This is a genomic window from Nonomuraea aurantiaca (genome assembly GCF_020215705.1).
GTDB lineage: Bacteria > Actinomycetota > Actinomycetes > Streptosporangiales > Streptosporangiaceae > Nonomuraea > Nonomuraea aurantiaca.
This window is the reverse complement of the sequence record NZ_JAIWNB010000012.1, coordinates 280,774-306,563: the sequence shown is the minus strand read 5'-3', so window position 1 is coordinate 306,563 and position 25,790 is coordinate 280,774. Positions and strand designations below refer to the sequence as shown.

Below are 25,790 nucleotides of genomic sequence, written 5' to 3'. Positions count from 1 at the left end.
TCGCGTGCCCAGTCGGCGAAGGTGAACGCGGGCCGGCCCAGCAGGTCTTCCACGGTGTGGGGGTGCCGGTAAGAACGCTGTCAGTGCGCCATGGAAAGCGCTGTTTGTCCGAACGGAGGTGAAAGGCCACCGTGGTTCTGCCGTCGTAGCGGTGGGGTGAAGCTGGAGGCAGCCTGATCCGGGGATCACCGGGGAGGGTGGGAGCAGCCTCGACAAAGTCGGGTCGGTCCAGCACTACCGGATGGGCCGGGCCCGTTGAGCGAGACGGGAAGGTATACGCGAGGAACCGGTGTCTTACGCCTCTTGAATTCTTGCCAGCTCCAAGGTAACGAGGCCGCGGCATCCTCATCTACTGGCATATCGAGCGCGGATCCATGGTGGTGCACTCCCAGACCCTGCGCGCGTCGGCCTCGGAGGTGCACGCGATGATCGAGGGCGCGGCACGGCACGGCACCACGATGAAGGTCGAGGGCAACTACGTCGACTCCCACGGCCAAACGGAAATCGGGTTCGGTGTGACCAGGCTCCTGGGCTTCGACCTGCTGCCGCGCATCAAGCAGATCAACAAGGTCAAGCTGTACCGGGTGGAGAGCGGAGAGGGCGATCTGTACGCGCGGCTGACCCCGGCGATGACCCGGCCGATCAGCTGGGACCTGATCGAACAGAACTACGACCAGATGATCAAATACGCGACGGCCATCAAGCAGGGCACCGCGGCGACGGAGGCGATCCTGCGCCGGTTCACCGACTCCGCCTCCCACCCGACCTACCAAGCCATGCTGGAGGTCGGCCGCGCGCAGAAGGCCATCTTCGTCGCCCGCTACCTGCGGCTGCGCGAGCTGCAGCGAGAGATCCAGGAAGGGCTCAACGTCGTGGAGTCCTCCAACGGAGCAAACTCGGTGATCTTCTACGGCAAGGGCGGCGACATCGCCACCAACCGGCGCGAGGAGTTGGAGATGACCGTCTTATGCCTGCGGATCCTCCAGGCGGCGCTCGTCTGCATCAACACCCTGATGCTGCAAGACGTCCTCGCCGATCCCGCCATGGCGAAGCTGCTCAAGCCTGCCGACCGGCGTGGGCTGACTCCTCTGTTCTGGCAGCATGTCCAGCCCTACGGCGAGGTACGGCTCGACGTGGCCAAGCGCCTGCCTCTCGGCGAAAACACCGGTCCAGTCCAGACGGGCGATCAGGCGTAGATCACGGCTTGGCGGTGTCAGTCCGTCGACCTGGCCGGATTCGATCGAGCGCCGCCACAACTTCGAACGGATGCACCGCAGACCGTCGGCACCTCGACCTGGGCGGGCCCGATTGGATCGGCACAGGCCGGCTTCGCCGGCCATCTACCCGTCTCGGCGAAGGTGACCGTACAGGAAGGTGTGGATGCCCGCGGTGACCGTCGCGGTGAGCTCATCGGCGGAGAGCGCGGCGTGGTGGGCCGGCAGTCCGGCTGAGATCAGCAGCAGCAGGTGCAGGGCCGCGCGGTCGGGGTCGTCGATGCGCAGCAGCCCCCGCTCGGCCAGCTGTCGCAGATGGCCGGCCAGCTCGCGGCGGACGCGTCGCGGCCCGGTCTCCTGCCAGGCGTCGATCGCTTCCTGAGGGATGTGGCCAGCTTCGGCGTTGATCTGGCCGACCAGGGAGAAGTGTGCGGCGCTGTCGGGCCTCGGCGTCACCCAGTCCAACCCGAACTCGACGAGGTCGGCCTCGAGGTCGGTGACCTTGCGCAGGTGGCGGTCGATGACGGCGATCTGGACGTCGGCCGCCCGGGTGGCGCTCTCCTGGATCACGGCCAGGAACAACCCGGACTTGTCGGTGAAGTGGTTGTAGATCGTCCGGGTGGACACGCCCGCCTCGGCGGAGATCGCGTCGATGCTGGCGCGGGTGTAGCCGTCGCGGGCGAACACCGCCAGGGCGCCATCCAGAATCGCCTGCCGCTTGCCTACCAGTCCCCCGCGCGGGCGCGGCTTGGTGGTGTTTTCCCTGGTCATTCCAGCATCTCCAGCATGTTTACAGTCATCGTTTTACTTTTTGCTATGCACGTTGTACTTTACCTCATGCCGCACCCAGCGGCACGCATGGAGGAGAGACACACATGATCAGGATCGCCATCGTCATCGGCAGTACCCGCCCGCGCCGCCGTACCGCAGTCGCGGCCCGCTGGGTCGCCGAGATCGCCGCCCACCACCCCGCCGTCACCGCAGGAGAGGCCGCCTTCGAGGTCGTCGACCTGGCCGAATACGGCCTGTCGGTCCTGGACGAGCCCCTGCCCGCCCTGTTCGGTGACTACCACCACCCCCACACCAACCGGTGGGCCCAGACCATCGCCTCCTTCGACGGCTTCGTCATCGTCACCCCCGAGTACAACCACTCGGCTCCGGCCGCGCTGAAGAACGCCATCGACTTCCTGTACGCCGAGTGGAACAACAAGGCCGCCGGCTTCGTCAGCCACGGTGTGCACGGCGGCGTGCGCGCCGTGGAGCACCTGCGGCAGGTCATGACCGAGCTTCAGGTGGCCAACGTGCGCACCCAGGTCGCGCTGTCGGCCTTCACCGACTTCGAGATCACCGACCCGGCCGAGCCCGGCATCATCGCTCCCGGACCGCACCAGGAGCCGACCCTGAACGAGCTGCTGGATGAGGTCATCGCCTGGTCGGGCGCCCTGAAGAAGCTCCGCGAGGCAGCTGGTCCAGCAGTGGCGGCGTGAGCATGCGCTACCGGTTGCTGGGCCGTACCGGGCTGCGGGTCTCCGAGGTCTTCCTCGGCGCGATGACGTTCGGCGAGGAGCAGATCGGCGCCTCGCCGCAGGAGGCCCGCCGCATTCTCGAGCTGTACGGCGAAGCGGGCGGCAACGTCATCGACACCGCGAACTTCTACTCCGGTGGCCGGAGCGAGACCATCCTGGGCGAACTGTTGGCGGGTCGTCGCGACCGGTTCGTGGTCGCCAGCAAGTACGCCGTCTCGCGCGACGGCGGCGACCCCAACGCCGCCGGCAGCCACCGCAAGAACCTCACCCTGTCGCTGGAGGCCGGCCTGCGGCGACTGGGCACCGACTACCTCGACCTGTACTGGGTCCACCTGTGGGACAGGCACACCCCGGTCGAGGAGACCATGCGGGCGCTGGATGACGCCGTACGCGCTGGAAAGATCCTCTACGTCGGCATGTCCGACGCGCCGGCCTGGGTCATCGCCCACGCCAACACGCTGGCCGAGTGGCGCGGCTGGACCCCGTTGGCGGCCATCCAAGCCCCATACAGCCTGCTCAATCGCGACATCGAACGCGAACTGCTGCCCATGGCCCAGACGTTCGGACTTACGGTCGCCGCCTGGGGGCCGCTCGCCCACGGCGTCCTGTCCGGCACATTCACCTCCTCGACGGGACCGCGCCAGGGCACACGGATCAACCCACGCTCTCTCGGAGCCCGAGACCGCACCGTCGCCCAAGCAGTGCAGGAGGCCGCAGATGACCTCGGCGCCTCCTCCGCGCAGGTGGCGATCGCCTGGACCCGCGCACGCTCGCAAGCCGTACACCCGATCCTGGGCGCCAGAACCGCCGAGCAGCTCAAAGACACACTCGGCGCCCTCGGATGCTCCCGGGGGGCGGCGTGCCCTTGGGACACTGGGCCTCCTCATCTCCCTTCCGGCCAATGACGAGATCCTCTGGCTGAGGACGGCTCCCGGTTGGTCGGCTTTCCGGGCGTCCGGCCGGAACTCCCGGGGAATGCCAAGGTCGCCTGAGATGGCTTGGGGCAAGCGTACGGCTAGTTGACGCCATGCCGCATTGAACGCGTCGCCCATTCGCTTTCCGCTCCATGGCGCAGCCCACAGTCAATATGGCGCTGAGCTGCATAAACAATGGTGCATGGGTCCCGGAAACGGTCGTTTACGGATGGACTGCTGGAGTCGCCTCGTATGCACCGGGGGCGTGCGACCTTGTGATCGGGAACCTTGGGTCATGATCGGTCGGTTATCGGAGTAATGCGGAACGTGTTCGTGGCGATAGCCGGACACGGGAGCCAGGATGGAAGCAGGATGAGGGGGCTGGGATGTTGAGTGAGGCGTTAGCGGCGCTGGCGGCGGCGGGGGGTACCGCGCTGGTGTCGGCGATGAGCACCGATGCGTGGACGGCGGCCAAGCAGGGGTTCGCCCGGCTGCTGGGCCGGGGCGAGCCGGAGCAGCAGGATGTCGTCGAGCAGCGGCTGGAGCGTTCGCGGCGGGAACTGGCCGGCAAGAGTGATGCGGCCTTGGAGCGGGCTCGAGCCGATCAGGAGGCGGCGTGGCGGTTGCGGCTGAGCGATCTGCTGGAAGACGATCCGGCCGTGGAGGCCGATCTGCGGGCGCTGGTGACGGCGCTCGGCGCGCGGGCGCCCGGGTCCTCGGGGCAGGTGCGCCAACAGGTGCTCGGATTCGACCACGCCCAGCAGGCGGTGCAGGGGCACGGCGTCCAGAACGTCTCCTTCGGCGGTGGGGAGGAGAACCGGCTCGGCGAGCAGAGCGATGAGCGGTCCTGATCTGCCCCTGCCGGGGCGGCAGAGCGTCGCGGGGCACGATCATGCCCGTCAGGCGGTGCAGTACGGCGGCGTCCAGCACGTCAGCTTCGCCGCCGATGGCAATCCGCCGGATGAGGCGGTGTCCATCGCGCCGCCGCTGGGCGGCCGGGATCCGGGCCTGCCGTTGCGTGGCCGCGAGGACCTGGTGGCGGTGCTGGAGGGTTTTCACGGCGTGCTGGTGCTGCACGGGCTGGGCGGGTGCGGCAAGACCAGGACCGCGGTGGAGGCCGCGCACGCGGCGGCGCAGCGGGGTGAGCCGGTGTGGTGGATTTCGGCCGCCAGTATCACGCAGTTGGTGGCGGGCATGCGCGCGCTGGCCCGCCGGCTGGGGGTGAGCGCCGAGGAGCTTGGCCAGGGCGACGCCGCAGACCTGCTCTGGGATCGGTTGGAGCGGCAACCGGACCGCTGGTTGCTGGTCATTGACAACGCCGACGACCTTTCCCTGTTGGACGGGCCGGGTGATCTGCGGCGGGGCACCGGCTGGGTGCGTCCGCCGGCTGACCGGCGCTCGGCCGGGCGGGTCCTGGTGACCAGCCGGGAAGGGCGCGCCTCGCGATGGGGCTCGTGGTGCCGGCTGCGCCAGGTCCGGTCCCTGCCGGACCTGGCCGCCGGCCAGGTCCTGCTCGACCACGCCGGCGTACAGGCCGGGAACGAGCAGGAGGCGGCCGTGCTGGCGGCCCGGCTGCACGGGCTGCCGCTGGCGTTGCGCTTGGTCGGCGCCTATCTGGGCCACACCTCCACGGTTCCGGCCGCCTTCGCCGACCCCGATGCCCCGGCGACCTTCACCCAGTACCTGCAGCTTCTGCACGACCACCCGCAGCAGGCCGGAGGGCTGTCGCAGCAGCGGGCGCTGACGCTCGTGGCGCAGACCTGGCGGTTGTCGCTGGACCAGCTCGCACGCACCGGCGTCCCCTACGCACAACCGTTGCTGACGTTGCTGGCCTGCTTCGCCGACGCGCCGGTGCCTTACGAGCTGCTGCTGCGCCCGGAGGTGCTGGCCGACTCCCCTGCGTTTGCCGGCATCACCGGGACGGCGATCTGGGAGACGTTGCGTGCGCTGGCCGACTACGCCCTGATCGATCTGCGTACCACCGATGCGGTCCCGGCCGCGCTGGTGCATCCCCTCGTTCGTGATGCCGGCGCCGGCCGTCTGGAACCCGGCCGGCTCGTGGATGCCGCCATGACGCGGTTGGCCGCCGCGCTTGCTGAGGCGGCGGCCTTGTCCGAGGAAACGGGCCTTCCTGAAGATCCACCGACGTGGCCGCTGTGGCAGGCGCTCATCCCACACGCGCTTTTTCTCCGTGCCGCGATTCAGGCTCAGCCCTCGGCCGACAGCGCGGCCAGATCCCAGGCCGCCACGGCGGCATACTTCGCCGCGCGGATGCTGGTCGCGCAGGGTCGGCATGGCCAGGCCGAGCAGGAGTTCCGTGCGGTCCTGGCGGTGCGGCTGGAGGTGCTCGGCGAGCGCCACCCCGACACCCTGGCCACCCGCCACGCGATCGCCAACGTGCTGGCCGCGCAGGGTCGGCATGGCCAGGCCGAGCAGGAGTTCCGTGCGCTCCTGGCGATGGAGATGGAGGTGCTCGGCGAGCGCCACCCCGACACCCTGGCCACCCGCCACGCGATCGCGCGGATGCTGGTCGCGCAGGGTCGGCATGGCCAGGCCGAGCAGGAGTTCCGTGCGGTCCTGGCGGTGACGGTGGAGGTGCTCGGCGAGCACCACCCCGACACCCTGACCACCCGCCACGCGATCGCCTACGCGCTGGCCGCGCAGGGCCGGTATGGCCAGGCCGAGCAGGACTACCGTGCGGTCCTGGCGGCCAAGCTAGAGGTGCTCGGCGAGCGCCACCCCGACACCTTGGCCACCCGCCACGAGATCGCCACCGTGCTGGTCGCGCAGGGCCGGTATGGCCAGGCCGAGCGGGAGTTCCGTGCGGTCCTGGCGGCCAAGCTGGAGGTGCTCGGCCCAGATCATCCAAGCACCCGGGCCACCCGGCGAAACCTGGATGCCCTACAGGCGGCGAACAGCACGGAATAAGATCCCGAGCAGAGTAGTGATCAATGAGGCGCGACAGGCAGACGACCTGAATCCGCTTTGCTGATCAAACGATGAATCACGCTCCTGTTATCGCAGATAGTGAGTGAACATCTGCGATAACGCGGAGGCCGTCATGGGAGAACACCCCGCCGCGACACCGGTGACTCTGGGGATCCTCTCGGACGATCATCGCCCAGTCCTCACCGTGCCGATGCGCGCCGTCCAGGATCCAGCCGGGTGGCCAGTTCCGTTCGCTACCCCAGCGCGTATCGAAGTTCAGCAGGGCCCGGGCGTCATCGAATCGAACACCGCCTTCGAGCTTGGCTCCTTCGAAGAAGGTCATGCCGCAGAAGCTGGCGGAGGCGAAAGAGGTCTCCGTGCCGTCGAAGTCGGCGTCGACGAAGACCGCGCGGCGGCCGAACCGCGCCCCGTAGAAGTGACCGCTCTCGCCCTCGAACCGAGCCTTTTTGAAGAAGGCATCGGTGTCGAATTCGGCATAGGCAAAGTTGGCTCCGCCAGCGAAGCGCACCTCGTCGAAGATCGCACGCCCGGAATGGCAGCCGCCGAAATCGAAGTCGACCAGCACGGCACCGGTCAGGTCTACCTGCATCCCAGCCCAAAAGGACGGATTGGCAGGGGTCGTGCGCTGGCCTTCGCGCAGATCGTGCAAGTGCTCGGTGAGGATGCGCTGAGCGGTCAGGCGGACTTGAAGTTCCTGACGGGGATGATGTTCACCAGGCTGCGGGCCGGCTTCCGAGGCTGTCCCGGCAGCGGGCGGTCTTGTCGGGACCTGGGAGATCGCTGGGCCGGCGAAAGGCATGCGTAGGTAGGCGCAGATGACGTCGACGACGGTCTGCCGGTGATCGGGGTGGGTCTGGCCGAGACGTTCGAGCGCATACAGCCCGGCAAGGCGCACGGGAGCCTGCTCATTGCCGAGGTGGTCGGCGGCCTTGGTGTACAACTCGGTGATCCGCCGCTCTACCGCGTCGAGTTCCGATGATGCAGCGACCTTCTCGGCCTGGTCTGGGCCGCGGGCTGGCTGCTCGTCGGCCGGGAGGGGCCCTACAGTCAGGCGGTCACCGCCAAGGCGGCCGCGCGGCCCGAGGCCCCGGCGGCGCCAGGACCGCGTGCGCCCATCCGCGCCATTCTGCTGACCGGCACCTTCGCCGGTTTCGTGCTCGCCAACAGCGCCGCGGCGATGATCGCGATCGTGGTCCTCACCTGGCTGCCGTCCTACTTCCAGGTGGGCCTGGGGTTCTCGGCGGTGACGGCGGGCTCGCTGTGCGGCGTGCCGAGCATCGCCGCCATCGTGTTCCTGTACGGGTGCAGCGGGGCGTGATGTGCCGTACGGGGCGGTGCTGCCGTACGCCACGTTCACCCTGCCCGCCCTGCGGTTCCTGCACGAGCGCGGCATGGGCCGGGAGCACCTGGCCCACGTGGTGGTGGCCCAGCGGGAGTGGGCGGCCAAGAACCCGCGCGCCATGCGCCGCGACATCATGACCGTGGACGAGGTGCTGGCCGGGCCGGTGATCGCCTACCCGTTCACCAAGGACATGTGCTGCGTGGTCACCGACGGCGGCGGCGCCCTGGTGCTGACCAGCGCCGAGCGCGCGGCCGATCTGCCCGGGCGCCCGGTGTACCTGCTCGGCTCGGGCGAGTCGGCCGAAGGCGCGCTGGTCTCCCAGATGGAGGACCCAGGCTCCAGCCTGGCCTTCCGGCGCTCCAGCGCGGAGGCGTTCGCCACGGCCGGGGTGAGCCACGGGGACGTCGACCATCTGATGTGCTACGACGCCTTCGCCCACGTACCGCTGTACATGCTCGAAGACCTCGGCTTCGTCGGCCGCGGCGAGTCGGGCGCCTTCATCGCCGACGGCCACACCCGGCCGGGCGGCTCCCTGCCCATGAACACCAACGGCGGCGGGCTCAGCTACCCCCACACCGGGATGTACGGGATGTTCGCCATCCAGGAGTCCGTCCGCCAGCTCAGAGGCGAGGCCGACGCCCAGGTGCCGGACGTCGAGATCGGGTTCGTGCAGGGCGTGGGGATGTTCTTCGCGGCCTCGGGGAGCCTGGTGCTGTCCAACCGCAGGCCCTGAACCACTCAACAACGCGACAACAGGAGGGCGAAGCCATATGAGCGGTATCTGTGCAGGCCGGGTGGCGATCGTGACCGGCGCGGGGCGCGGTCTCGGCCGTACGCACGCGCTGGAACTGGCGCGGCAGGGGGCCCACGTGGTGGTCAACGACCTCGGCGGGGCCCCGGACGGCACCGGGTCCGACGCCGGCGCGGCGCGGCTGGTGGTGGAGGAGATCGTGGCGGCGGGCGGCAAGGCCGTCGCGAACACCGACGACGTCGCCGACTGGCAGGGCGCCAAGCGGCTCATCGACCAGGCGATCGGCGAGTTCGGCGGCCTGGACGTCCTGGTGAACAACGCCGGCATCCTGCGCGACCAGACCATCGCGTCCATGACGGAGGAGAACTGGGACGCGGTGATCCGGGTCCACCTGCGTGGCACCGCCGGGCCGACCCGGTTCGCCGCCGAGTATTGGCGCGCGCGGGCCAAGGAGAGCGGGCAGCCGCTACGCGCCCGGCTCATCAACACCACCTCGGCCTCGGGCATCTACGGCAACTTCGGCCAGTCCAACTATGGCGCGGCCAAGGCCGGCATCGCCGCGTTCACCCTCATCGCGGCCACGGAACTCGGCCGCTACGGTGTGACCGCGAACGCCGTCGCGCCCGCCGCGCTCACCCGGCTCACCGAAGCTCTCATGCCGGCCGGCCACGCTGCCACGCTGCCGCGCTCGGGCCGGAGCAGGTCTCGCCGCTGGTGGCCTGGCTGGCCAGTACGGAGAGCGACGCCGTCACCGGGCGGGTGTTCGACGTCGGCGGCGGGCGGATCGGTGTCGCCGAGGCGTGGCGGCTCGGCCCGGAGGTGACCAGGCAAGATCTCTGGGATGCCGCGGACCTCGGCGGCGTGATCCCGGACCTGGTCGCCCAGGCCGCGCCCAACGTCGACATGGGCGGCCGTCCGGTCGCCGGTTGACCTTCACCGCAGCTGGGTGCTGGGGACGATGGCACTGAACTCTTCCGGCAAGGCACTCGCGCGGCCGGGACCCTCGCCGGGCGGGTCGGTCGCCCCGGCGAGGGCCGCCGGGTGGGTTCAGACGCGGGTCCACTTCTGGTTGGTGCCGCCGTGGCAGGTCCAGATCTGGGCCTTGGTGCCGTTGGCGGTGCCCGAACCGCTGACGTCGAGGCATTTGTTCGCCCCGGCCGCGGTGATGGTGCCGTCGGTGTTGAGGCGCCACTGCTGGTTGTTCTGGCCGTTGCAGTCCCAGATGATCACGGCTGTGCCGTCGGCGGTGCCGGCGCCGTTGACGTCCAGGCACTTGCCGCCGTACACCCGCAGCTCACCGGCGCTGGTCGGCGTCCACTGCTGGTTGGACTGGCCGTTGCAGTCCCAGATCTGCACCTGCGCACCGTTCGCCTGGGAGACGCCGGAGACGTCAAGACATCTCCCCGACCCCACACCCTTGATCGCGCTCGTGGGCGAAGGCGTGGGCGTGGGCGTCGGCGTCGGCGTGGGGGAGGGGTCGCTCCCGAACTGGGTGAAGAATTTCCACGCTTCCCCGGACGTCCAGGTCCGCCAGCCGCTACAGGTGCACCCGTCGATCGGACCGGGATCGTGACCTCCGTCGAACGCGGCCCAGACCACCGGATACCCGGCCCGGCAACCCGAGTAGGCGGTGACGATGTGCGTCAGGCTGCCGGACGCCGGCTCGGGAGGGTTCTGCGGGCTGCAGCCGTTGTTCCTGACGAACGTGTCACGCAGCGACCGTCCGGATGAGATGGGCAGCACGTTGTCCCTGATGCCGTGGAACCCGATATAGGCGACGGGCTGGGTGCCGCCGCCGCACCCGCTGAGGTTCGCGCCGGAATAGACCGCGACCGCGCGGAAGACCGCCGGCCGGGCACAGGCGAGTGCGTACGTCATCGCCCCGCCATAACTGAATCCCGAAGAGAAGATCTGCGTCGTGTCGACGCACAGGCCTGCTTCGATCTGCCTGATCATGTCGTCGGTGAAGGTGACGTCCTGGCCGCCGGAGTTGGCCCAGCCGTTGTTGATGCCCTGGGGCGCGACGAAGATGGTGCTGTTGTTCGCGTTGTCCGCCAGGCGCCGGAGTCCGTAGTACGACCAGTTGTAGCCATCGGTTCCGCCCGAGTCGACATCATTGGCGGTGCCGCCCACCCAGTGGAACCCGAAGATCAACCGGTAGGGGTGGTTGTTGTCGTAGTTGCTGGGAACGCGCAGGATGTAGCTGCGGTTCTGACCGCTGCTCACAAGTGAATGCGTACCGCTCGCCAGGGCCGGAGGCTTGCCGCAGCCCGGGGTCGCCGCAGCCGCGACGGTGCTGTGTGTGGCCGACATGGCTCCGCCGAACGCCGTACCCGCCGCTCCCAGGACGATGAGCGCCGCCACGGCGATGGCGGTGAATAAGGATGGTTGTCTCACGTTACGCAGCTTCCTTCGGTGTTCGGCAAGATCAACTCGTCGACGGCACCACGAGAGGCCATGGAGGAGGCCTCCGGAGGCGTATCCCGGCGGCTTTTGAATCCTCATTACGATCTCGTCAGCCAGGACTGTCAAGCGTTAAGTGTGCTTATTTTCTGGTCCTGTACGTGACGCGTCGCATGATTTCCTTCATTTGACCGCGTGAACTGGTCGTTTGCCCGACATTTCTCCTCACCTGAGGTCTACTTATGTGCCTCAGATGAGGAGAAATGGATGATAATAAGTCGTATTCTTTCAGCGACCGGTGTCAGCGGTAGCCGGCGGCGATGACGTCGGCCTGGACGGCGTTCTCCACGGCGTCGGTGGGGTAGCCGGCGACCACGGCTCCCTCGTAGAAGGTGCCCGCGCTGAGGTTGGCGCCGCCACCGGGCTTGCAGCAGTCGCCGCCGCTGCCCAGGATGATGGCCCCCTGCTTCTTCATCGGACTGTAGCCGTTGGGGAGCGAGCCATCGTAAAGGGTGTAGAGGCTGCCGGACTGGGCGTTGCTGCCCTTGATGGCGAACCGGGTCGTGCCGTTGTTCTTCAGCGTGGCGGTGACGAACTTGTGGGGGAAGGCCCGCTGGTTGGGGTTCCACGACTGGCTGCCGCCGGGATAGAGCCCCCATTCGAGGTCGGCCTGGACCCACGGGCCGCTTCCCTGACAGCCGCCGAACCAGCATTGGGTGCTGAAGTTGATGGCGTCCATCGCGCCGGCGGCGTCGGCCTTCCTGGTGGTCTCGCTGTTGCCGTAGTCGAAGCAGCAGCCGCCGTTGACGTGGGTTCCGCTGGTCACCATGTACATGCCCTCCGGCGCGCTGCCCGTGGGAACGCCGGTCAGGTGGCCGTCCCGCCAGTAGCTGTTGCCGGGGTTGATGTAGAGGGAGTAGGCCTTGCCGCCGCCGACGGTGAGTGACTCGGTGGTCGCGATCGCGGGCCTGCTCTGAGGGGAGCCGGGGACCACGCTGGAGCCCTGGTACCACAGGTGGTTGCCCCGCCCGGACTGGTCGTACACGACCGTGATGACACACGTGGCGCCGGCGCAGAAGGAGTCCTGGGCCGCGGCGTCGGCGACGCCGCCCGCGGTCAGGACGCCGATGTCGCGGGTCGCGCTGTCGGAGGAGCGCCTGACCTGGTACAGGTTGCCGCTGTACGAACCATAGAGCGCCCGGGTCGTGCTGTGCGCGGCCACGCACGGCGTGCTGCCCGAGGCGTAGATGTCGCACGGGCGCGCGCCGGGCTGCGGCGGGGTCGGCGTGGGCCCGGCTCCGGCGCTCCACATCTGGTTGGCGGTGCCCTGGCAGGTCCAGATCTGGGCCTTGGTGCCGTTGGCGGTGCCCGAACCGCTGACGTCGAGGCATTTGTTCGCCCCGACTGCGGTGATGGTGCCGTCGGTGTTGAGGCGCCACTGCTGGTTGGACTGGCCGTTGCAGTCCCAGATGATGACGTTGGTGCCGTTGGCGGTGCCCGCGCCGTAGACGTCCAGGCACTTGGTGCCGTACACGCGCAGCTCACCGGCGGCGGTGGAGGTCCACTGCTGGTTGTTCTGGCCGTTGCAGTCCCAGATCTGTACCTGCGCGCTGTTCGCCTGCGAGACGCCGCTGACATCCAGGCACCGGCCCGACCCCGCGCCCACCAGCGGTGTGGTCGCCGCCGAGGCCGGCATCGACCATGTCAGGACGGTGGCCAGGAGTGCCGTGAGCACCGCCACGACAGACGCGACGACGGCCGCCCGATGGCGCCGCCCACGCGGCGCACGGCCCGATAAGGGAAGGGATGGAGGTTGCATGGGCGTACTCCTTGGGGAGGGCGGCGCGGAGACAGCCGGGCTTGGAAGACCGCGCCGACGGATGCCGAAGACCGGGCCGCCCCGCTCAGGGAACAGGGCGCGAGGGCCGCTCGGAACCGGTCGCCACGATCAATACGAATCGATTCGACAAGGTACGGACATCGGCTGAGGAGGGGAGCCGCCGGTGTACGGCGAAGCACATACGACGGGCCGACCGTCTGTCAAGGCTCCGTCTTGTCCGCTGTATGGGGGAGGCTCGCCCGGCGGCTCTCATCGGCCCGGCTCGCACTCCGCCGAGCCGGGCTGGATGAAAGGTTCATCCGCCCCACTCGCAGGCGCACGTCCCGGCCGGTTCGGCACCCGGCGGCCGAGGGCCGGCCGGGATCAGCGGGATGAGGAGATGTGCAGTGCCTCTGGGTGGGCTGCGAAGTAGTCGGCGATCGACGTGGGGGCGCGGCCGGTGAGGCGTTCGACCGCGTGTGTGGTCACGTCGAACCAGCCTTCGCGCTTGTACGTGCCCAAGCCCGTCCAGCCCTGGACGTACATCTCGGGGAGCCCGCGTTCGGACAACATCGCGGCCAGGGCGGCGTCCGAGACCTGCTCGCAGCGGACCGGACGGCCGGTGACCTGGGCGAGCGCGTCGGCCACATCCGTGTCCGTGACCGCCTCCGGGCCCGTGACTTCCAGGAACTGCCCCTCGCAGCCGCCCTCGGCCAGCACGGCGGCGGCCACGGCGGCGCTGTCATCCCGGGTGATGTGCCCCACCCGGCCGTCACCCGAATTGCTGGGTAGCACGCCCGTGGCGACGGCGGTGGCGGGCACGCCGACGAGGTTCCACATCTCCGGCCACTGGTTGAACCGCAGCGCCGTGAACGTCAGCTCCGACTCGGCCAGCAACCGCTCGGTCTCCTTGTGGTTCTGGATGAGCGCCTGAGGCTGGCCCGGCTCGCCTGCCCTGGCGAACGACGTGTAGATCAGGTGACCCACACCCGCCTTGGCCGCCGCCTCGATGGCGTTGACATGTCCGCGAGGCGCTCCGCTGAGGGAGCCCATACTGACCATCAGCAGCCGCTCCGCCCCCTCGAACGCGCCGGGCAGACTCGCCGGATCGTCGAAATCGGCGAAGCGGGTGACCACGCCGAGGTGGGCGACGGCATCAGGGGTACGGGACAACGCCACCACACGGGCGGCGTCCACCCGTTGGAGCAGGTGCTCGACAGTGAGCCGTCCGAGTTGCCCGGACGCTCCGCTGACCACAATCATGCAAAACCCTCCTTGAACGTCGAGGTACGTACGCTGATCCTTGACCAGCAGGAGCAAGATCCGAAAGAAGGCACATCCATGTCCACTGCCGCCATCACCGTCCCTGTCACGGTGGCCGATCACGAGAACTGCCCCGCGACCAGCGTCTTGCGCCGGGTGGGCGACAAGTGGAGCGTCGTGATCCTGTCGGTCCTGGCGCAGCGCGCGTACGGCTTCAACGAGCTGGACCGGTCCGTGGAGGGCCTCAGCCGGCGCATGCTCACCCGTACGCTGCGTGCCCTCGAAGAGGACGGGCTGATCAGCCGCACGCTCCATCCGAGCGTGCCGCCGCGTGTCGACTACGCGCTCACCGACTTGGGCCGCTCCTTCCTGGAGCCGGTGCGCGCCCTGGGCCTGTGGGCCCTCGCGCACCGGTCCGATCTCGAAGCCACACGCACTTGTGACAGTTAGGAGGCAGCTGCTAGGAGTCATCCCGGCTGACGAGCGCGTCGAAGAGCGGCCAGCCGTCCATCTTCGTCTCACCAGGGGCTGCGGGCAGGGCGTCGCGCACCGCTGTCTCGTCGAGGAGTTGCCGGACGACCCCTGGTTCGTGGAGGTTGAGCAGATCTCCGCGGCCATTGGTGATCGAGCCCGCGTACCAGTGCCCCTCGGCGACATAGCGGCCGGGGTCCGCGCGAAAGACGATGCGCAGGGTCACACCGGTGCCCTCGCGGTGAAGGGACAGGATCTCGCGGCATTCGGCATGTTGGTGATGTACCGACCACCGCCAGGTCGCATCACCGACGACGAGGATGCGGAGCCGACGGTTGATCCCCATCCCTGCACTCTATGGGCGAGATGCGGCAGCGGGCTCAGCGGCGGGAGCTTCCCGGGTCCTCACCTTTTCGGGGAGAAGTGTGTAGCGGGTTGGCCGATACGCCCGACATTCATCACTTTATGAAATTGACTGAATGCTTACCGTGATTGACGCTGGTTGTGGCATTGCACAAAGCAGTGGCCGCCAGTACACGAAGGAGCAGATCGCATGGAATCTCCAGAATTCTTCACCCAGGTCTACACCGCCAGCCAAGGATGCATACCCCCGGGCGGCCTGTGCTCGGGCATTGCCGGGCCGGTCGGTCCATGCTGCGCGGGGCTGCGCTGCTGCTCGCTCGCCCCCGATCTCGCCGTGTGCGGGTACCACTGTCGATGAAGATCGGCTGGGGGCGGCAGGCGGTGCTGGCCGGCCTGGCGAACGGCGGGGCGGTGCTGGCACGTACCGATACCGCGATCGGGGCGTATCTCAACGCGCCGGCGGCCCGCTGGCTGCAGGAGATCATCGCGACCGGGCTGGACGAACCGCCCGGGCAGGCGGGCGTGACGTGCTTGCGGGTGTGGGCGAGTACGGGCCTCATCACGCTGGACGACCGGGCCGCGACCCTGGTCGGCGACCCCGCGAGCGAGGAGTACGAGGAGCGCGGCCGGTCCCTACGGCGCGACCTGCTCCAGCGGGCCGTCCTGTTCCCGCGCGCCGACACGCCGACCCTGGCGGTCGGGGTGGGCCGTGACTGCGCCTACTGCGACCAGCTCCTGACCGACCTGGCCGCCAACGCGCCCTTGCGGGACGGCGGTGTGGTGATGTCCGGCGACGGCGAAACTCGGCTGTTCGGAACCGTTCCCGGCACCGGACTCGATCAGCTGGCCGAGCTGGCCCGAGCGGCCGCCCCCCTCGGCACGCCCAGTGGCGTGCTGCTCCATCCAGGCACACCCCTGCGGATCCTGGAGGGCTACCACCAGGTGAGCGCCGCGATCGTGTCGATGCTCGGCGGCGAACCCGGCCGGGTGGTGATGGAGACGCCCAGTTCCTGCTCGGTGAACGTCACCTCCGGCGAGGGCACCTCGGTGCGGCCGGTCCGCGCCGGCGACGGCGTCGTGGGGATCGCCACCCGGGGTGCGGTCACCGGCGAACTCGACGGCTGGCTGTCGGCGCACGCCGCCGACGCCGCGTACGCGCCGGCCACCCTCACCGTCGAACGGCCCAGGAACCTGTATCTGGTGTATCGGGGCGGCGCGATGATCGCCCGGCACAGGACGGCGGCCGACACCATCGCCTGCCTGCGGTCCATGCTGGCCGGGTACGCGGACCACGCCGGCGCCGCCGAGGACGAGGCCGACGTCGACTGCGGGGTGCTGTGGCACCCCGACCACCCGGCCGTGCTCATCCCCGACCACTGGCTGTCGCCGATGGCCAAGAAGTCCTCCCGGCTGCGCCGCAGCGGCTGGCAGCTGTGCCCGCAACCGTACGTCCGGCTCGGCATGCGCGACGGTCAGGCGTGGGCGCGGGTGCGTCCGCTCGGCGAAGATCCCCGGATGGCGCCGGTCGCGCTCCTGGCCGTGGATCCCCCGCCCCCCGCCACCGACGAGCAGCCCGCGCGCACCCCCAGCGCCGAAGAACGCGTGGCGCAACTGGTGTGCTGGGCGGTCCGGCCGCTCACCCCGCCGCACCTGCACGCCCTGGCCGCCACCGCGCAGCACATCCCCATCCGCACCCTGGGCCCTGACCCGATCCTCGCCGAACTTCCCGACCTGGTACTCGCGCGACCTGATAGGTTCCGTCGAACCGTGCCTGCCCGGTCATGACGCGGAGGCGGCCGCCCGCGCTCGACGGCGCCCGGCCGCCTGTGACGTCGAGCCGCGGAAACCGTCCTTGACCTGTGGTTGCCGCCGACAAAATTTCAGCCGGGATCTCGCGCCGGATACAGGCCGTGACCAGCTGTGATAAGGCTGCCGTCAACCCTCTCATACAGTTCTGATCACCGGCTTAACCTGCACTTACGCGCTCCTTGGCACTCTTGAGTCATCGGTACTTGAGGAGATGACGATGAACGCGAACGAGCCTCACGAGCAGGGCGCCGGCGGCTGGAGCCAGTTCGGCACCCAGCCGCCCTCCGCCGGGGGCTTTCCCCGGCGAGACACCGTGATCATGAACCAGCCTCCGCCACCCAAGCCGCCCAGGCAGGGCTTCTCCGTCGGGCGGAAGACGATCGCCGGGCTCGCCCTGGCGGCCATGGCCGTGGGGGGTGGCGCAGTGGGGGCCGTCGCCGCCACGGCGTTCCACGACACCACGGTCGTCTCCGCGCCGAGCCCGGTCTTCAAGCAGGCCTCCAACCAGCTCACCGTGGCCCAGGTCGCGCAGAAGGTGCAGCCGTCGGTCGTGATGATCCAGGGGCAGACCGGCGAGGGGTCGGGCGTGGTGCTGTCCGACGACGGTCTCATCCTCACCAACAACCACGTGGTCGTCGGTGCCGGGCAGGGCGGGCAGATGACCGTCAAGTTCAACGACGGCAAGACGGCCAAGGCGTCGGTCGTGGGCACCGACCCGTCCACCGACCTCGCGGTCATCAGGGCCGACGGCGTCTCGGGCCTGACCAAGGCCTCGCTCGGCGACAGCGACCAGCTCCAGGTCGGCGACGCCGTACTGGCCATCGGCAGCCCGCTCGGCCTCGACGGGTCCGTCACGGCGGGCATCGTCAGCGCGCTCAACCGCACGGTCACCGTCGGCGGCGAGCAGGACCAGCAGCAGCAGCTCCCGCCCGGCTGGGGCCAGCAGCGGCAGCAGCAGCCGGGCCAGGAGAGCGGGGCGACGACGCTCGGCGACGCCATCCAGACCGACGCGGCCATCAACCCGGGCAACTCCGGCGGCGCGCTGGTCAACGCGGCGGGTCAGGTGATCGGCATCAACAGCGCCATCGCCACCAACGGCGGCAGCAGCGGCAACATCGGCGTCGGCTTCGCCATCCCCGTCAACACCGCCAAGCAGGTGTCCGACCAGCTCATCAGCGGTGGCAAGGTCACTCACGCCTTCCTGGGCGTGAGCGTCACCGACGCCACCGGCGACGTGCCCGGCGCGCTGATCCGCCAGGTCACCTCCGGAAGCCCTGCCGACAAGGCCGGGCTGAAGCAGGGCGACCTCATCACCAAGATCGGCAACACGCCGGTGGAGGGCGGAGATACAGTTGTTGGCCAGGTCAGAGGTTTCAAAGTAGGCCAACAGGTTCAGATCACTTATATGAGGGACGGAAAGTCGAGTAACGTCTCCGTCACCCTCGAAGAGAAGAAATAACCGGACCCCCTCACGGACGGGTGTGCCGTCGAGATCGCTGCGGACTCGGCGGCACACCCCCCGTTCGAGGAGATCTCACCTCAGGAGAAGCGCCGTCCCTCGTCGCGGCGGTAGGCCCAGCCCGCGGCCAGGGCCGCGATCACGGTCCACACACCGAGCATGATCACCGCGACCATGTTCGGCGAGGTTCCCGTCGTCACGGCCCAGATCAGCTCGCCGGCGCCACGGCTCGGCACGAACGGCGACACCTTCTGCACGAAGTCCGGCATGATCTGCGGCGGCAGGAACAGCCCGCCCAGGATCGCGATCGGGAAGAACACGACCTGCGACACGCCGATGGCCGCCTTCGAGGCCAGCACGAAGCCCAGGAACAGGCCGATCAGCATGAACGGCACCGCCCCGCCGAGCAGCGCGAGCAGCCCGATCAGCAGCTTCGGCACCGTGATGGTCGCCGTGGTGAACAGGGCCGCGATCACCACCACCGGGATCGTCGACACCAGCATCGTGGCCATCGTCGTGAGGATCCGCCCGGCGAAGCGGGGGAACGGCCCGGCGGGCAGCGTACGTACGTAGGGGTTCCACGGTAGCTCGCGGTCCTGCGCGACCGTGATGCTGAGCCCCATGAGCGCGGCCGACATGGCGCCGATCATCATCATCGACCCCGTCGCCCGCGTCGAGGCCACCGGATCGTCCCCCGTGAACGGCACCACGAACGCCAGCATCGACGCGGCCGGGAAGAACGAGCTGGCGACCAGGCCGATCGGCACCCGGATCTGCTCCAGCATCAGATAGCGGGTGTGGGCCAGGATCAGGCTAGACATGCTCGGTCTCCTTGGCGGTGATGGCGAGGAAGGCTTCCTCGAGCGAGGTCGGCCTGATCTCCAGACCGGAGAACGGCGTGCCGCTCCGCACCAGCTCGACGACCAGCCGGTCGGGGTCGGTGGTCACCAGGTTGATCCGGCCGTCCGCACGCTCGCTGGCGAGCACGCCGGGCAGTTCGGGCAGGTTCTCGGCGGCCAGCGAGACGCGCCGCACCCCAACCATGTCGCGTACGGCCCGCACGGTGTCGTCGGCGAGCACCCGGCCGTGGCCGACGACCACGACCCGCTGGGCCAGGGCCTCGATCTCCTCCAGGTAGTGGCTGGTGAGCAGGACCGTGCCGCCGCCCTCGTGGAAGTCCTTGATGCCGTCCCAGAGCGCGCGCCTGGCCTCCACGTCGAGGCCGGTGGTCGGCTCGTCGAGGAAGACCATCCGCGGGTTGCCGGCGAAGGCCAGCGCCACACCCAGCCGCCGCTTCTGGCCGCCGGACAGGCCCCCGATCTGCCGCTTGACCAGGTCGTCGAGGCCGAATCGGCCGAGTAACTCCCCTTTATCCGCCTTTTTCGGGTAATGGGCGGAGACGAAGTCGACGATCTCGCCGACCCGCAGCGATTCGGGCAGGCCCGTCTCCTGCGGCGTGACCCCGATGCCTCGGCGTACCACCGGATCCTGAGGGGAGCCGCCGAGCAGCTCGACCGTGCCGGACGTCTGCTTGCGCAGGCCCACGAACAGGTTGATCAGTGTCGACTTGCCCGCGCCGTTGGGGCCGAGCAGGCCGACCAGCTCGCCCGCCCTGATGTCGAGCGAGACGCGGTCGAGGGCCAGCACGTCGCCGTAGCGCCGGGTGACCTCCACCGTTCTGGCGAGGATGGTCATGAAGTGCCTCCTGCGGAGTCGAGTAGAGCGCGGATCGCCTTGGTGTAGTCGTCGAAGGCGACCCGGCCGCGCTTGGTGAGCGAGACATAGGTGACCGGGGTACGGCCTTTGTGCGTCTTCGTGATCTGGACGTAGCCGGCTTCCTCGAGCTTGGTCAGGTGGACCGAGAGGTTGCCGGCCGTCATGCCGAGCAGATCCTTGAGCGCCGGGAAGGCGATCTCGTCGCCCCCGCCCATCGTGTTGAGCGCCGCCACGACGCGTAGCCTGGCCTGCGCGTGGATCACCGGATCGAGCTCCGGAACGGCGCCGCCTGCCGTCACCGGCACTGCCTCCGTCGCCACCACAGGCCCACGACGATCTGCCCGACACCGAGCAGCACCGCCGTCAGCAGCGCGTGCCACCCGGGACCGAGCAGGACGCCCAAGCCGTTGACGGCGATCACGCCGACGCCGGCGAAGAACATCGGCCAGTACAGGAAGATCGCGCCGCCGGCCATGTACATGACGCCGACCACCAGCATGGAGACGCCCGACCAGAGCAGGCCGGCCTCCGCCTCCGGCAGCATCGGGCTGACCCGGATGGCGATGATCGACATCACTATCATCCCGGCGAACCACGTGTAGCCGTACATCGCGCCCCTGGCCGGGCTCTCGCCCCGGACGCCCATGTTCATCCTGGTGATCTCGTACGCGGCCAGGGAGCCCGCGATCACCATGGAGATCATCAGAACGGCCAGCGCCTGCGTCTGCGAGATCGGCGCGTACGGTTTGCCGTCGAGCCCGTAATGCAGGAAGAAGCAGGTGAAGCCGAGCAACCACGCGACGCCCCAGGGGACGTACAGGAACAGGGGATCGCCCCTGAATCTCCGCACCGTGGCGGCCCGCTGCTCCTCGATGAGGCGCAGAGTCTCCTCGGGGCTGGGGGCCCGCTCGCCGTCGTCTACCATGACAACTCCTCTTGGCCTCAAACTGGTTTGTACTTTAAACCAGCTTGCGCCGCCAACACAACCCGCCGAGGCGAGGGATCGTGTTGAGAGGGTCAGAAGCCCTTGGTCCGCCAGGTGTCGCCGCTCGCGGTCACCGCGAACGCCTCGAGGTCGTCGATCTCCGCCACCCAGTCGCGGGCGGCGTCGCCCATCGCGAACGCCGCCGTCGCGAAGGCGTCGACGGCGGTCAGGCGGGGGCCGACGAGGGTGATGGAGAGCAGCGCGTCGGCGGCGCGCCCGGTGTGGGGATCGAGGATGTGCGGGCCCCGCTCGGCGCTGCCCGAGGTGGCTATGGCCAGGTCATGGCCGGTGACCACGGTGCAGAGGGCGCCGGGCCGGGCGGGGTGCGCGATGCCGATCCGCCACGGCGAGGGGTCGGGGCCGAGCTGGATGTCGCCGCCGCCGTTGACGCAGTGGCGGCGCGCGCCCGCCTCGGACAGGATCCGGGACGCCTCCTCGATCGCCCATCCTTTCACCAGGCCGGACGGGTCCAGGCGGCCACCGGGATACATGGTGAAATATCCGTTCGTGTCGTGTTCTGCCTGGGCGCACATCGCGAGCACGTGGGAAACCTCGGGCGGGCAGTCGGGCAGCTCGATCTCGCCCCGGCCGAGGCGGCTGATCGCGCTGTCCGGCCGGTAGGTGGAGAAGACCGCGTCCACGTGGTGCAGCCATGCGACCGCCCGCGCCACTGCGTCGTCGGCGTCGGCGTCGCGTACGTCGAAGGAGAAGACGGTCCCCATCACGTGCTCGACGTGGCGGGTCAAAGCCCGGCCCGGTCGATGGCGCTCTGCAGGGAGCGGGTGTAGCCGTCGCTGGTGTACGTGGCGCCCGAGACGGAGTCGATCTCGGCGCTCTGGGCGGACAGGGCCTCCTCCTGGAGGACGGGCAGCGCCCTGTCGTTGATCTCGACGTCGCGCCGGTTCTCGTTCGGCGCCTGGAGCACCTGGACGTCGGAGATCTTGCCGCCGCTGACGCTGATCCGCACCTGTACGGGGCCCCAGCGCGTGTCGACCGCGTCGCCGTCGACCGTCCGGGCACTTGTGGACCCCTCAGCAGAGGTGGGTGCCGGCGTCGCGGACGTCTGGGTCTGGGCGATGGCGGCGGGCGGCTGGGTGGTGGCCCCGGTGACGTCGTGCGGTTTGAACGACAGCAGCAGCACCAGGCCGATGACGGTGGTGACCACCGCGAGCAGTGCTCTCTTCATGGAGGGAACCCCTAGAACTCGAAAGACTCGTGATGGATCCGGTGGGCGGGCACGCCCGCCGACCGCAGCGCCTCGATCGCCGCCCGCGTCATCTCGGGCGGCCCGCACACGTAGGCGTCGTGCTCGCGCAGGTCGGGCAGCAGGCGGTCGAGCCCGTCGAACAGGTCCGGGGATCTCGGCCCGACCGAGCAGTAGAGCCGGGCGTCCCCGCGTACTCTGGCGATCTCCTCCAGCTCCTCCCGGAACAGCAGCTCCTCCGGCGTACGCGCGCGGTAGAGCAGCGTCAGCCGTCCGGGCAGCGTCTCGAACAGCGTGCGCAGCGGGGTGATGCCCACCCCGCCCGCGATCAGCACCGATTTGCGAGCGCGGCCGAGACGCGCGGTGAAGCCGCCGTACGGCCCCTCGGCGATGACCCGGGTGCCCGGCCGGAGCCGGGCGAGCGCCGCGCTGTGGTCGCCCAGCGCCTTGACCGTGATGCGCAGCCCGTCCCCGTCCGGCGCGGCGGACAGCGAGTACGGGTTGGCCGACCACCACAGGTCGCGGGTCAGGAAGCGCCACCGGAAGAACTGGCCCGGCTCGGCGCCGAGCCGCGCCAGGCTCCGGCCGGTGAGATGGATCGAGACCACGCCCGGCGCGTCGGCGCTGACGTGGGCCACCCGCAGCCGGTGGCGCGCCCACACCCGGACCGGGCCGAGGAAGCGGTACCAGACCAGCAGGGCGGCCACCCCGATGTAGAGGGTGTACCAGGCGACCTGGGCCACCCGGTCGCCGGTGAACTGGGCGCCGGTCGCCAGTTGGTGCCCGAACGCCAGCCAGGCCGCCAGGTAGGTGTAGAAGTGCAGGTAGTACCAGGTCTCGTAGCGCAGCCTGCGGCGGGCGGCGCGGGCCGACACCAGGGCCACCCCGAGCAGCAGGAGGAAGGCCACGGTCGCCTTCAGCACGTCAGGGAAGCTCAGCGCCATCGTGACCGCCTCGTCCACCACCCCGGCCTGGTCGGCGACCGCGTACCCCCAGATGATCGTCAGGACGTGCGCGGTGACCAGCCCGATGACGTACCGGCCGCCCATGGCGTGCCAGCGGGCCAGCCGGTCGCTGCTCACGCCGCGCTCCAGGGCCGGGACGCGGGCCATCAGCCCGAGCAGGACGGCCATGCCGTACCCGGACAGCAGGCCCATGACGCGGCCGCTCTCGGTGAGCCAGCCGTCCAGGCCCGCCACGGACGGCGTGCCGCGCCACCACAGGACGACGACCGCGGCCGCGCCGGCCGCCACGGCCGCCAGCACGGGCTCGGGCCGGAGGCGGCGGCGCGGCGGCGCTCTAAAAGCGGCCCGAGCCGGTGCGTGAAGAGTGGTCATGGGAGTAGACCGTGCCCGGCGAACCTCTGTTTTCCCTATGAACGGAGCCCTTCAGAGGATTCTCAGAAGAACCTCGTATTTTGTGACGAATAGGAGGAAACATGAACAGCCTGCTGCGCCCGGACGGCACACCGATCCGCGTGCTCGTCGTGGACGACGAGCCGGACCTCCTCGAGGTGCTGGAGAAGACGCTGTGCCAGGAAGGCTGGCAGGTACGCGCCGCGGCGAGCGGGGCCGCCGCGATCCGCGCGGCCGAGGAGTTCGCGCCGGACGCCGCGATCCTGGACGTCATGCTGCCCGACCTGAACGGCCTGGAGCTCATGCACCGGCTCCGGGCGCTGCGGCCCGAGCTGTGCGTGCTGTTCCTGACCGCGCGCGACGCGGTCGAGGACCGGGTCGCGGGCATCACGGCGGGCGGCGACGACTACGTGACCAAGCCGTTCAGCCTGGACGAGGTGCTCGCGCGGCTGCGCGGGCTGCTGCGCCGGGCGGGCATGGCGCGGCCCGGCACCGAGGACCGGCTCGTCGTGGCCGACCTGTCCATGGACGAGGAGGCCAGGGAGGTGAGCAGGGCCGGTACGCCGGTCGAGCTGACGCCCACCGAGTTCGAGCTGCTGCGGCTGCTCATGTGCAACCCGCGCCGGGTGCTCAGCAAGGCGCAGATCCTCGACCACGTCTGGTCCTACGACTTCGGCGGCCAGGCGCACGTCGTGGAGCTGTACATCAGCTACCTGCGCAAGAAGATCGACGCGGGCCGCCGGCCGCTGATCCACACCGTGCGCGGCGTCGGGTACGTGCTCAAGCCGTGAACCTAGCCCCTCGCACGCTCAGGGCCCGGCTGATCGCCGGGCTGCTCGTCCTCCTCGCGCTCTCGTGCGCGGCCGTCGGCGTCGCCACGTCGGTGGCGATGGAGCGGTTCCTGCTCACCCGCGTCGACGAGCAGATCGCCGCCGACGGCCCCCGGTTCGCCGCGAGCCTGGAGCACGGCGAGGACACGCGGGGGCAGGCGCGGGGTACGTTCGGCGCGCGGCTCGTCGGCGGGCGCGTCACCCACGCGGCGGTGGTGTCGGAGCGGGACGGCACCCACCCCGGCCTCAGCCCTGACGACGAGGCGATCCTGGCGGCGCTGCCGGTCGGGGGTCCGCCGCAGACCGTGGACCTGTCCAGCCTGGACGACTACCGGCTCGTCGCCGCCGCGGGCCGGGACGGCGACGTCATGATCACCGGGCTGTCCCTGCACGGTGTCGAGGAGACGCTGAACCGTCTGTGGCTGTTCGAGCTGGTGATGTTCGCCGGCGCGCTCGCCGTCACGGGTGTCGCGGGGGCCCTGTGGGTACGGCTGGCGCTGCGCCCCCTGCAACGCATCGCCACGACCGCCCGCAGGGTCGCCGAGCTGCCCCTGGCCAGCGGCGAGGTGACCCTGGCCGAACGCGTACCCGACACCGACCCGCGCACCGAGACGGGGCAGGTCGGCGCCGCGTTCAACCGCATGCTGGGCCACGTGGAGGCGGCCCTGGGCCGCCGGCACGCCGTCGAGCAGCGGCTGCGCGCCTTCGCCGCCGACGCCAGCCACGAGCTGCGCACCCCGCTGGCGTCGATCCGCGGGCACGCCGAGCTCGCCCTGCGCGGCGACGAGCCGATGGCGGACGGCGTACGGCACGCGCTCGGCAGGATCGACGCCGAGTCGGGGCGGATGAGCGAGCTGGTCGACGAGCTGCTCCTGCTGGCCCGGCTCGACGCGGGCCGGCCGCTGGCCCGGGAGGAGGTCGACCTGTCACGCCTGGCCATCGAGGCCACGGGCGACGCGCGGGCCGCCGGTCCCGGCCACCGCTGGCGGCTGGAGCTGCCGGAGGACCCGGTCACGGTGACCGGCGACGCGCTCCGGCTGCACCAGGTGATCGCGAGCCTGCTGAGCAACGCCCGCGTCCACACCCCTGACGGCACCACGGTCGTCGTGGCCGTACGGAGGCGGCCGGGCGCGGTGGAGGTCACCGTCGAGGACGACGGTCCCGGCGTGCCGGCCGGGCTGGAGGAAGAGATCTTCGAGCGGTTCTCCCGCGCCGACCAGGGCCGGTCACGCGCCACCGGAGGGGCGGGACTCGGGCTGGCGATCGTCCGCGCCGTGGTGGCCGCGCACGGGGGCTCGGTGGACGTACGGAGCCGTCCGGGCCGGACCGAGTTCCGGCTGCTCCTGCCTTCGGAGGGCTGACCGTGAAGGGCGGAATTCCGGTCGGAGGGCTGTTCGTGAAAGCGCCCGGCGGGCTA

General features: G+C 69.8%; 25 protein-coding genes and 1 pseudogene. 13 read left to right on the top strand and 13 right to left on the bottom strand.

Going from position 1 to position 25,790, the window contains the following annotated elements; translation table 11 throughout:
* Positions 1-332: 332 nt before the first annotated feature.
* A pseudogene (locus tag LDL49_RS28375) lies at positions 333-1,196 on the top strand (Tn3 family transposase); the annotation flags it as partial.
* Positions 1,197-1,340: 144 nt separating this feature from the next.
* Here the strand turns inward: LDL49_RS28375 and LDL49_RS28370 are convergent.
* Positions 1,341-1,985: a TetR/AcrR family transcriptional regulator gene (locus LDL49_RS28370; protein WP_225295144.1), complete on the bottom strand. Its 645-nt coding sequence runs from the start codon at positions 1,983-1,985 to the stop codon at positions 1,341-1,343.
* Positions 1,986-2,089: 104 nt separating this feature from the next.
* On the opposite strand from LDL49_RS28370, the gene LDL49_RS28365 reads away from it, so the two are divergent.
* The 4 genes from LDL49_RS28365 to LDL49_RS28350 all read left to right on the top strand — a co-directional run bounded on the left by LDL49_RS28365 (position 2,090) and on the right by LDL49_RS28350 (position 6,582).
* A complete protein-coding gene (locus LDL49_RS28365; RefSeq protein ID WP_225295142.1) occupies positions 2,090-2,701 on the top strand; it encodes an NADPH-dependent FMN reductase in 612 nt (203 codons plus the stop codon).
* A gap of 2 nt (positions 2,702-2,703) precedes the next feature.
* Positions 2,704-3,645: an aldo/keto reductase gene (locus tag LDL49_RS28360; RefSeq protein ID WP_225295185.1), complete on the top strand. Its 942-nt coding sequence runs from the start codon at positions 2,704-2,706 to the stop codon at positions 3,643-3,645.
* 395 nt (positions 3,646-4,040) lie between these two features.
* Positions 4,041-4,505, top strand: a complete 465-nt coding sequence (locus tag LDL49_RS28355; RefSeq protein WP_225295140.1) for a hypothetical protein — start codon at positions 4,041-4,043, stop codon at positions 4,503-4,505.
* Positions 4,492-6,582 (top strand): tetratricopeptide repeat protein, encoded by a 2,091-nt coding sequence (locus LDL49_RS28350; protein WP_225295138.1) that lies wholly within the window; start codon positions 4,492-4,494, stop codon positions 6,580-6,582. The genes LDL49_RS28355 and LDL49_RS28350 overlap by 14 nt, the downstream gene beginning before the upstream one ends.
* A 76-nt stretch (positions 6,583-6,658) precedes the next feature.
* On the opposite strand, the gene LDL49_RS28345 is transcribed toward LDL49_RS28350, so the two are convergent.
* Positions 6,659-7,543 (bottom strand): pentapeptide repeat-containing protein, encoded by an 885-nt coding sequence (locus tag LDL49_RS28345; protein ID WP_225295136.1) that lies wholly within the window; start codon positions 7,541-7,543, stop codon positions 6,659-6,661.
* Positions 7,544-7,756: 213 nt separating this feature from the next.
* On the opposite strand from LDL49_RS28345, the gene LDL49_RS28340 reads away from it, so the two are divergent.
* From LDL49_RS28340 to LDL49_RS28330, 3 genes are read left to right on the top strand one after another with little or no spacing between them, the layout of a single operon-like run.
* The gene (locus LDL49_RS28340; RefSeq protein WP_225295134.1) at positions 7,757-7,921 is read left to right on the top strand and encodes a hypothetical protein; all 165 of its coding nucleotides are present in this window, start codon (positions 7,757-7,759) and stop codon (positions 7,919-7,921) included.
* A 1-nt stretch (position 7,922) separates the two neighbouring features.
* Positions 7,923-8,678 (top strand): thiolase C-terminal domain-containing protein, encoded by a 756-nt coding sequence (locus LDL49_RS28335; protein WP_225295132.1) that lies wholly within the window; start codon positions 7,923-7,925, stop codon positions 8,676-8,678.
* 37 nt (positions 8,679-8,715) lie between these two features.
* Positions 8,716-9,519, top strand: coding sequence for an SDR family NAD(P)-dependent oxidoreductase (locus tag LDL49_RS28330; protein ID WP_225295131.1), 804 nt, complete (start codon positions 8,716-8,718; stop codon positions 9,517-9,519).
* 224 nt (positions 9,520-9,743) lie between these two features.
* Here LDL49_RS28330 and LDL49_RS28325 read toward each other — a convergent pair whose 3' ends face one another.
* The 3 genes from LDL49_RS28325 to LDL49_RS28315 all read right to left on the bottom strand — a co-directional run bounded on the left by LDL49_RS28325 (position 9,744) and on the right by LDL49_RS28315 (position 14,181).
* On the bottom strand, positions 9,744-11,093 hold the full coding sequence (locus LDL49_RS28325; RefSeq protein ID WP_225295129.1) for a lectin: 1,350 nt from the start codon (positions 11,091-11,093) through the stop codon (positions 9,744-9,746).
* A 307-nt stretch (positions 11,094-11,400) separates the two neighbouring features.
* Positions 11,401-12,918: an arabinofuranosidase catalytic domain-containing protein gene (locus tag LDL49_RS28320; RefSeq protein WP_225295127.1), complete on the bottom strand. Its 1,518-nt coding sequence runs from the start codon at positions 12,916-12,918 to the stop codon at positions 11,401-11,403.
* Positions 12,919-13,302: 384 nt separating this feature from the next.
* Positions 13,303-14,181: an NAD(P)H-binding protein gene (locus tag LDL49_RS28315; RefSeq protein WP_225295125.1), complete on the bottom strand. Its 879-nt coding sequence runs from the start codon at positions 14,179-14,181 to the stop codon at positions 13,303-13,305.
* A gap of 78 nt (positions 14,182-14,259) precedes the next feature.
* Here LDL49_RS28315 and LDL49_RS28310 point away from each other — a divergent pair, with 78 nt between their 5' ends.
* Positions 14,260-14,631, top strand: coding sequence for a winged helix-turn-helix transcriptional regulator (locus tag LDL49_RS28310; protein ID WP_225295123.1), 372 nt, complete (start codon positions 14,260-14,262; stop codon positions 14,629-14,631).
* A gap of 10 nt (positions 14,632-14,641) precedes the next feature.
* Here LDL49_RS28310 and LDL49_RS28305 read toward each other — a convergent pair whose 3' ends face one another.
* A complete protein-coding gene (locus LDL49_RS28305; RefSeq protein ID WP_225295121.1) occupies positions 14,642-14,998 on the bottom strand; it encodes a hypothetical protein in 357 nt (118 codons plus the stop codon).
* Positions 14,999-15,351: 353 nt separating this feature from the next.
* Between LDL49_RS28305 and LDL49_RS28300 the strand changes: the two genes are divergently transcribed.
* Both LDL49_RS28300 and LDL49_RS28295 read left to right on the top strand, forming a co-directional pair.
* On the top strand, positions 15,352-16,800 hold the full coding sequence (locus LDL49_RS28300; protein WP_225295119.1) for a hypothetical protein: 1,449 nt from the start codon (positions 15,352-15,354) through the stop codon (positions 16,798-16,800).
* Positions 16,801-17,041: 241 nt separating this feature from the next.
* Positions 17,042-18,283 (top strand): S1C family serine protease, encoded by a 1,242-nt coding sequence (locus LDL49_RS28295; RefSeq protein WP_225295117.1) that lies wholly within the window; start codon positions 17,042-17,044, stop codon positions 18,281-18,283.
* A gap of 80 nt (positions 18,284-18,363) precedes the next feature.
* Here LDL49_RS28295 and LDL49_RS28290 read toward each other — a convergent pair whose 3' ends face one another.
* The 7 genes from LDL49_RS28290 to LDL49_RS28260 form a co-directional block, all read right to left on the bottom strand.
* On the bottom strand, positions 18,364-19,104 hold the full coding sequence (locus tag LDL49_RS28290; protein WP_225295115.1) for an ABC transporter permease: 741 nt from the start codon (positions 19,102-19,104) through the stop codon (positions 18,364-18,366).
* The gene (locus LDL49_RS28285) at positions 19,097-19,978 is read right to left on the bottom strand and encodes an ABC transporter ATP-binding protein (RefSeq protein ID WP_225295113.1); all 882 of its coding nucleotides are present in this window, start codon (positions 19,976-19,978) and stop codon (positions 19,097-19,099) included. The genes LDL49_RS28290 and LDL49_RS28285 overlap by 8 nt, the downstream gene beginning before the upstream one ends.
* Positions 19,975-20,298, bottom strand: a complete 324-nt coding sequence (locus LDL49_RS28280) for a winged helix-turn-helix domain-containing protein (protein WP_225295111.1) — start codon at positions 20,296-20,298, stop codon at positions 19,975-19,977. Before LDL49_RS28280 ends, LDL49_RS28285 begins: the two co-directional genes overlap by 4 nt.
* The gene (locus tag LDL49_RS28275) at positions 20,295-20,924 is read right to left on the bottom strand and encodes a hypothetical protein (protein WP_225295109.1); all 630 of its coding nucleotides are present in this window, start codon (positions 20,922-20,924) and stop codon (positions 20,295-20,297) included. The genes LDL49_RS28280 and LDL49_RS28275 overlap by 4 nt, the downstream gene beginning before the upstream one ends.
* Before the next feature lie 92 nt (positions 20,925-21,016).
* A complete protein-coding gene (locus tag LDL49_RS28270) occupies positions 21,017-21,730 on the bottom strand; it encodes an FAD:protein FMN transferase (protein ID WP_225295107.1) in 714 nt (237 codons plus the stop codon).
* Complete coding sequence (locus LDL49_RS28265; RefSeq protein ID WP_225295105.1) at positions 21,727-22,170, bottom strand: FMN-binding protein; 444 nt, start codon at positions 22,168-22,170, stop codon at positions 21,727-21,729. Before LDL49_RS28265 ends, LDL49_RS28270 begins: the two co-directional genes overlap by 4 nt.
* Before the next feature lie 11 nt (positions 22,171-22,181).
* Positions 22,182-23,525 (bottom strand): ferredoxin reductase family protein, encoded by a 1,344-nt coding sequence (locus LDL49_RS28260; protein ID WP_225295104.1) that lies wholly within the window; start codon positions 23,523-23,525, stop codon positions 22,182-22,184.
* Between the two features lie 101 nt (positions 23,526-23,626).
* Between LDL49_RS28260 and LDL49_RS28255 the strand changes: the two genes are divergently transcribed.
* Both LDL49_RS28255 and LDL49_RS28250 read left to right on the top strand, forming a co-directional pair.
* Positions 23,627-24,334: a response regulator transcription factor gene (locus LDL49_RS28255; protein WP_308016196.1), complete on the top strand. Its 708-nt coding sequence runs from the start codon at positions 23,627-23,629 to the stop codon at positions 24,332-24,334.
* On the top strand, positions 24,331-25,734 hold the full coding sequence (locus tag LDL49_RS28250; RefSeq protein ID WP_225295102.1) for a sensor histidine kinase: 1,404 nt from the start codon (positions 24,331-24,333) through the stop codon (positions 25,732-25,734). Before LDL49_RS28255 ends, LDL49_RS28250 begins: the two co-directional genes overlap by 4 nt.
* The last annotated feature ends 56 nt before the right edge of the window (positions 25,735-25,790 follow it).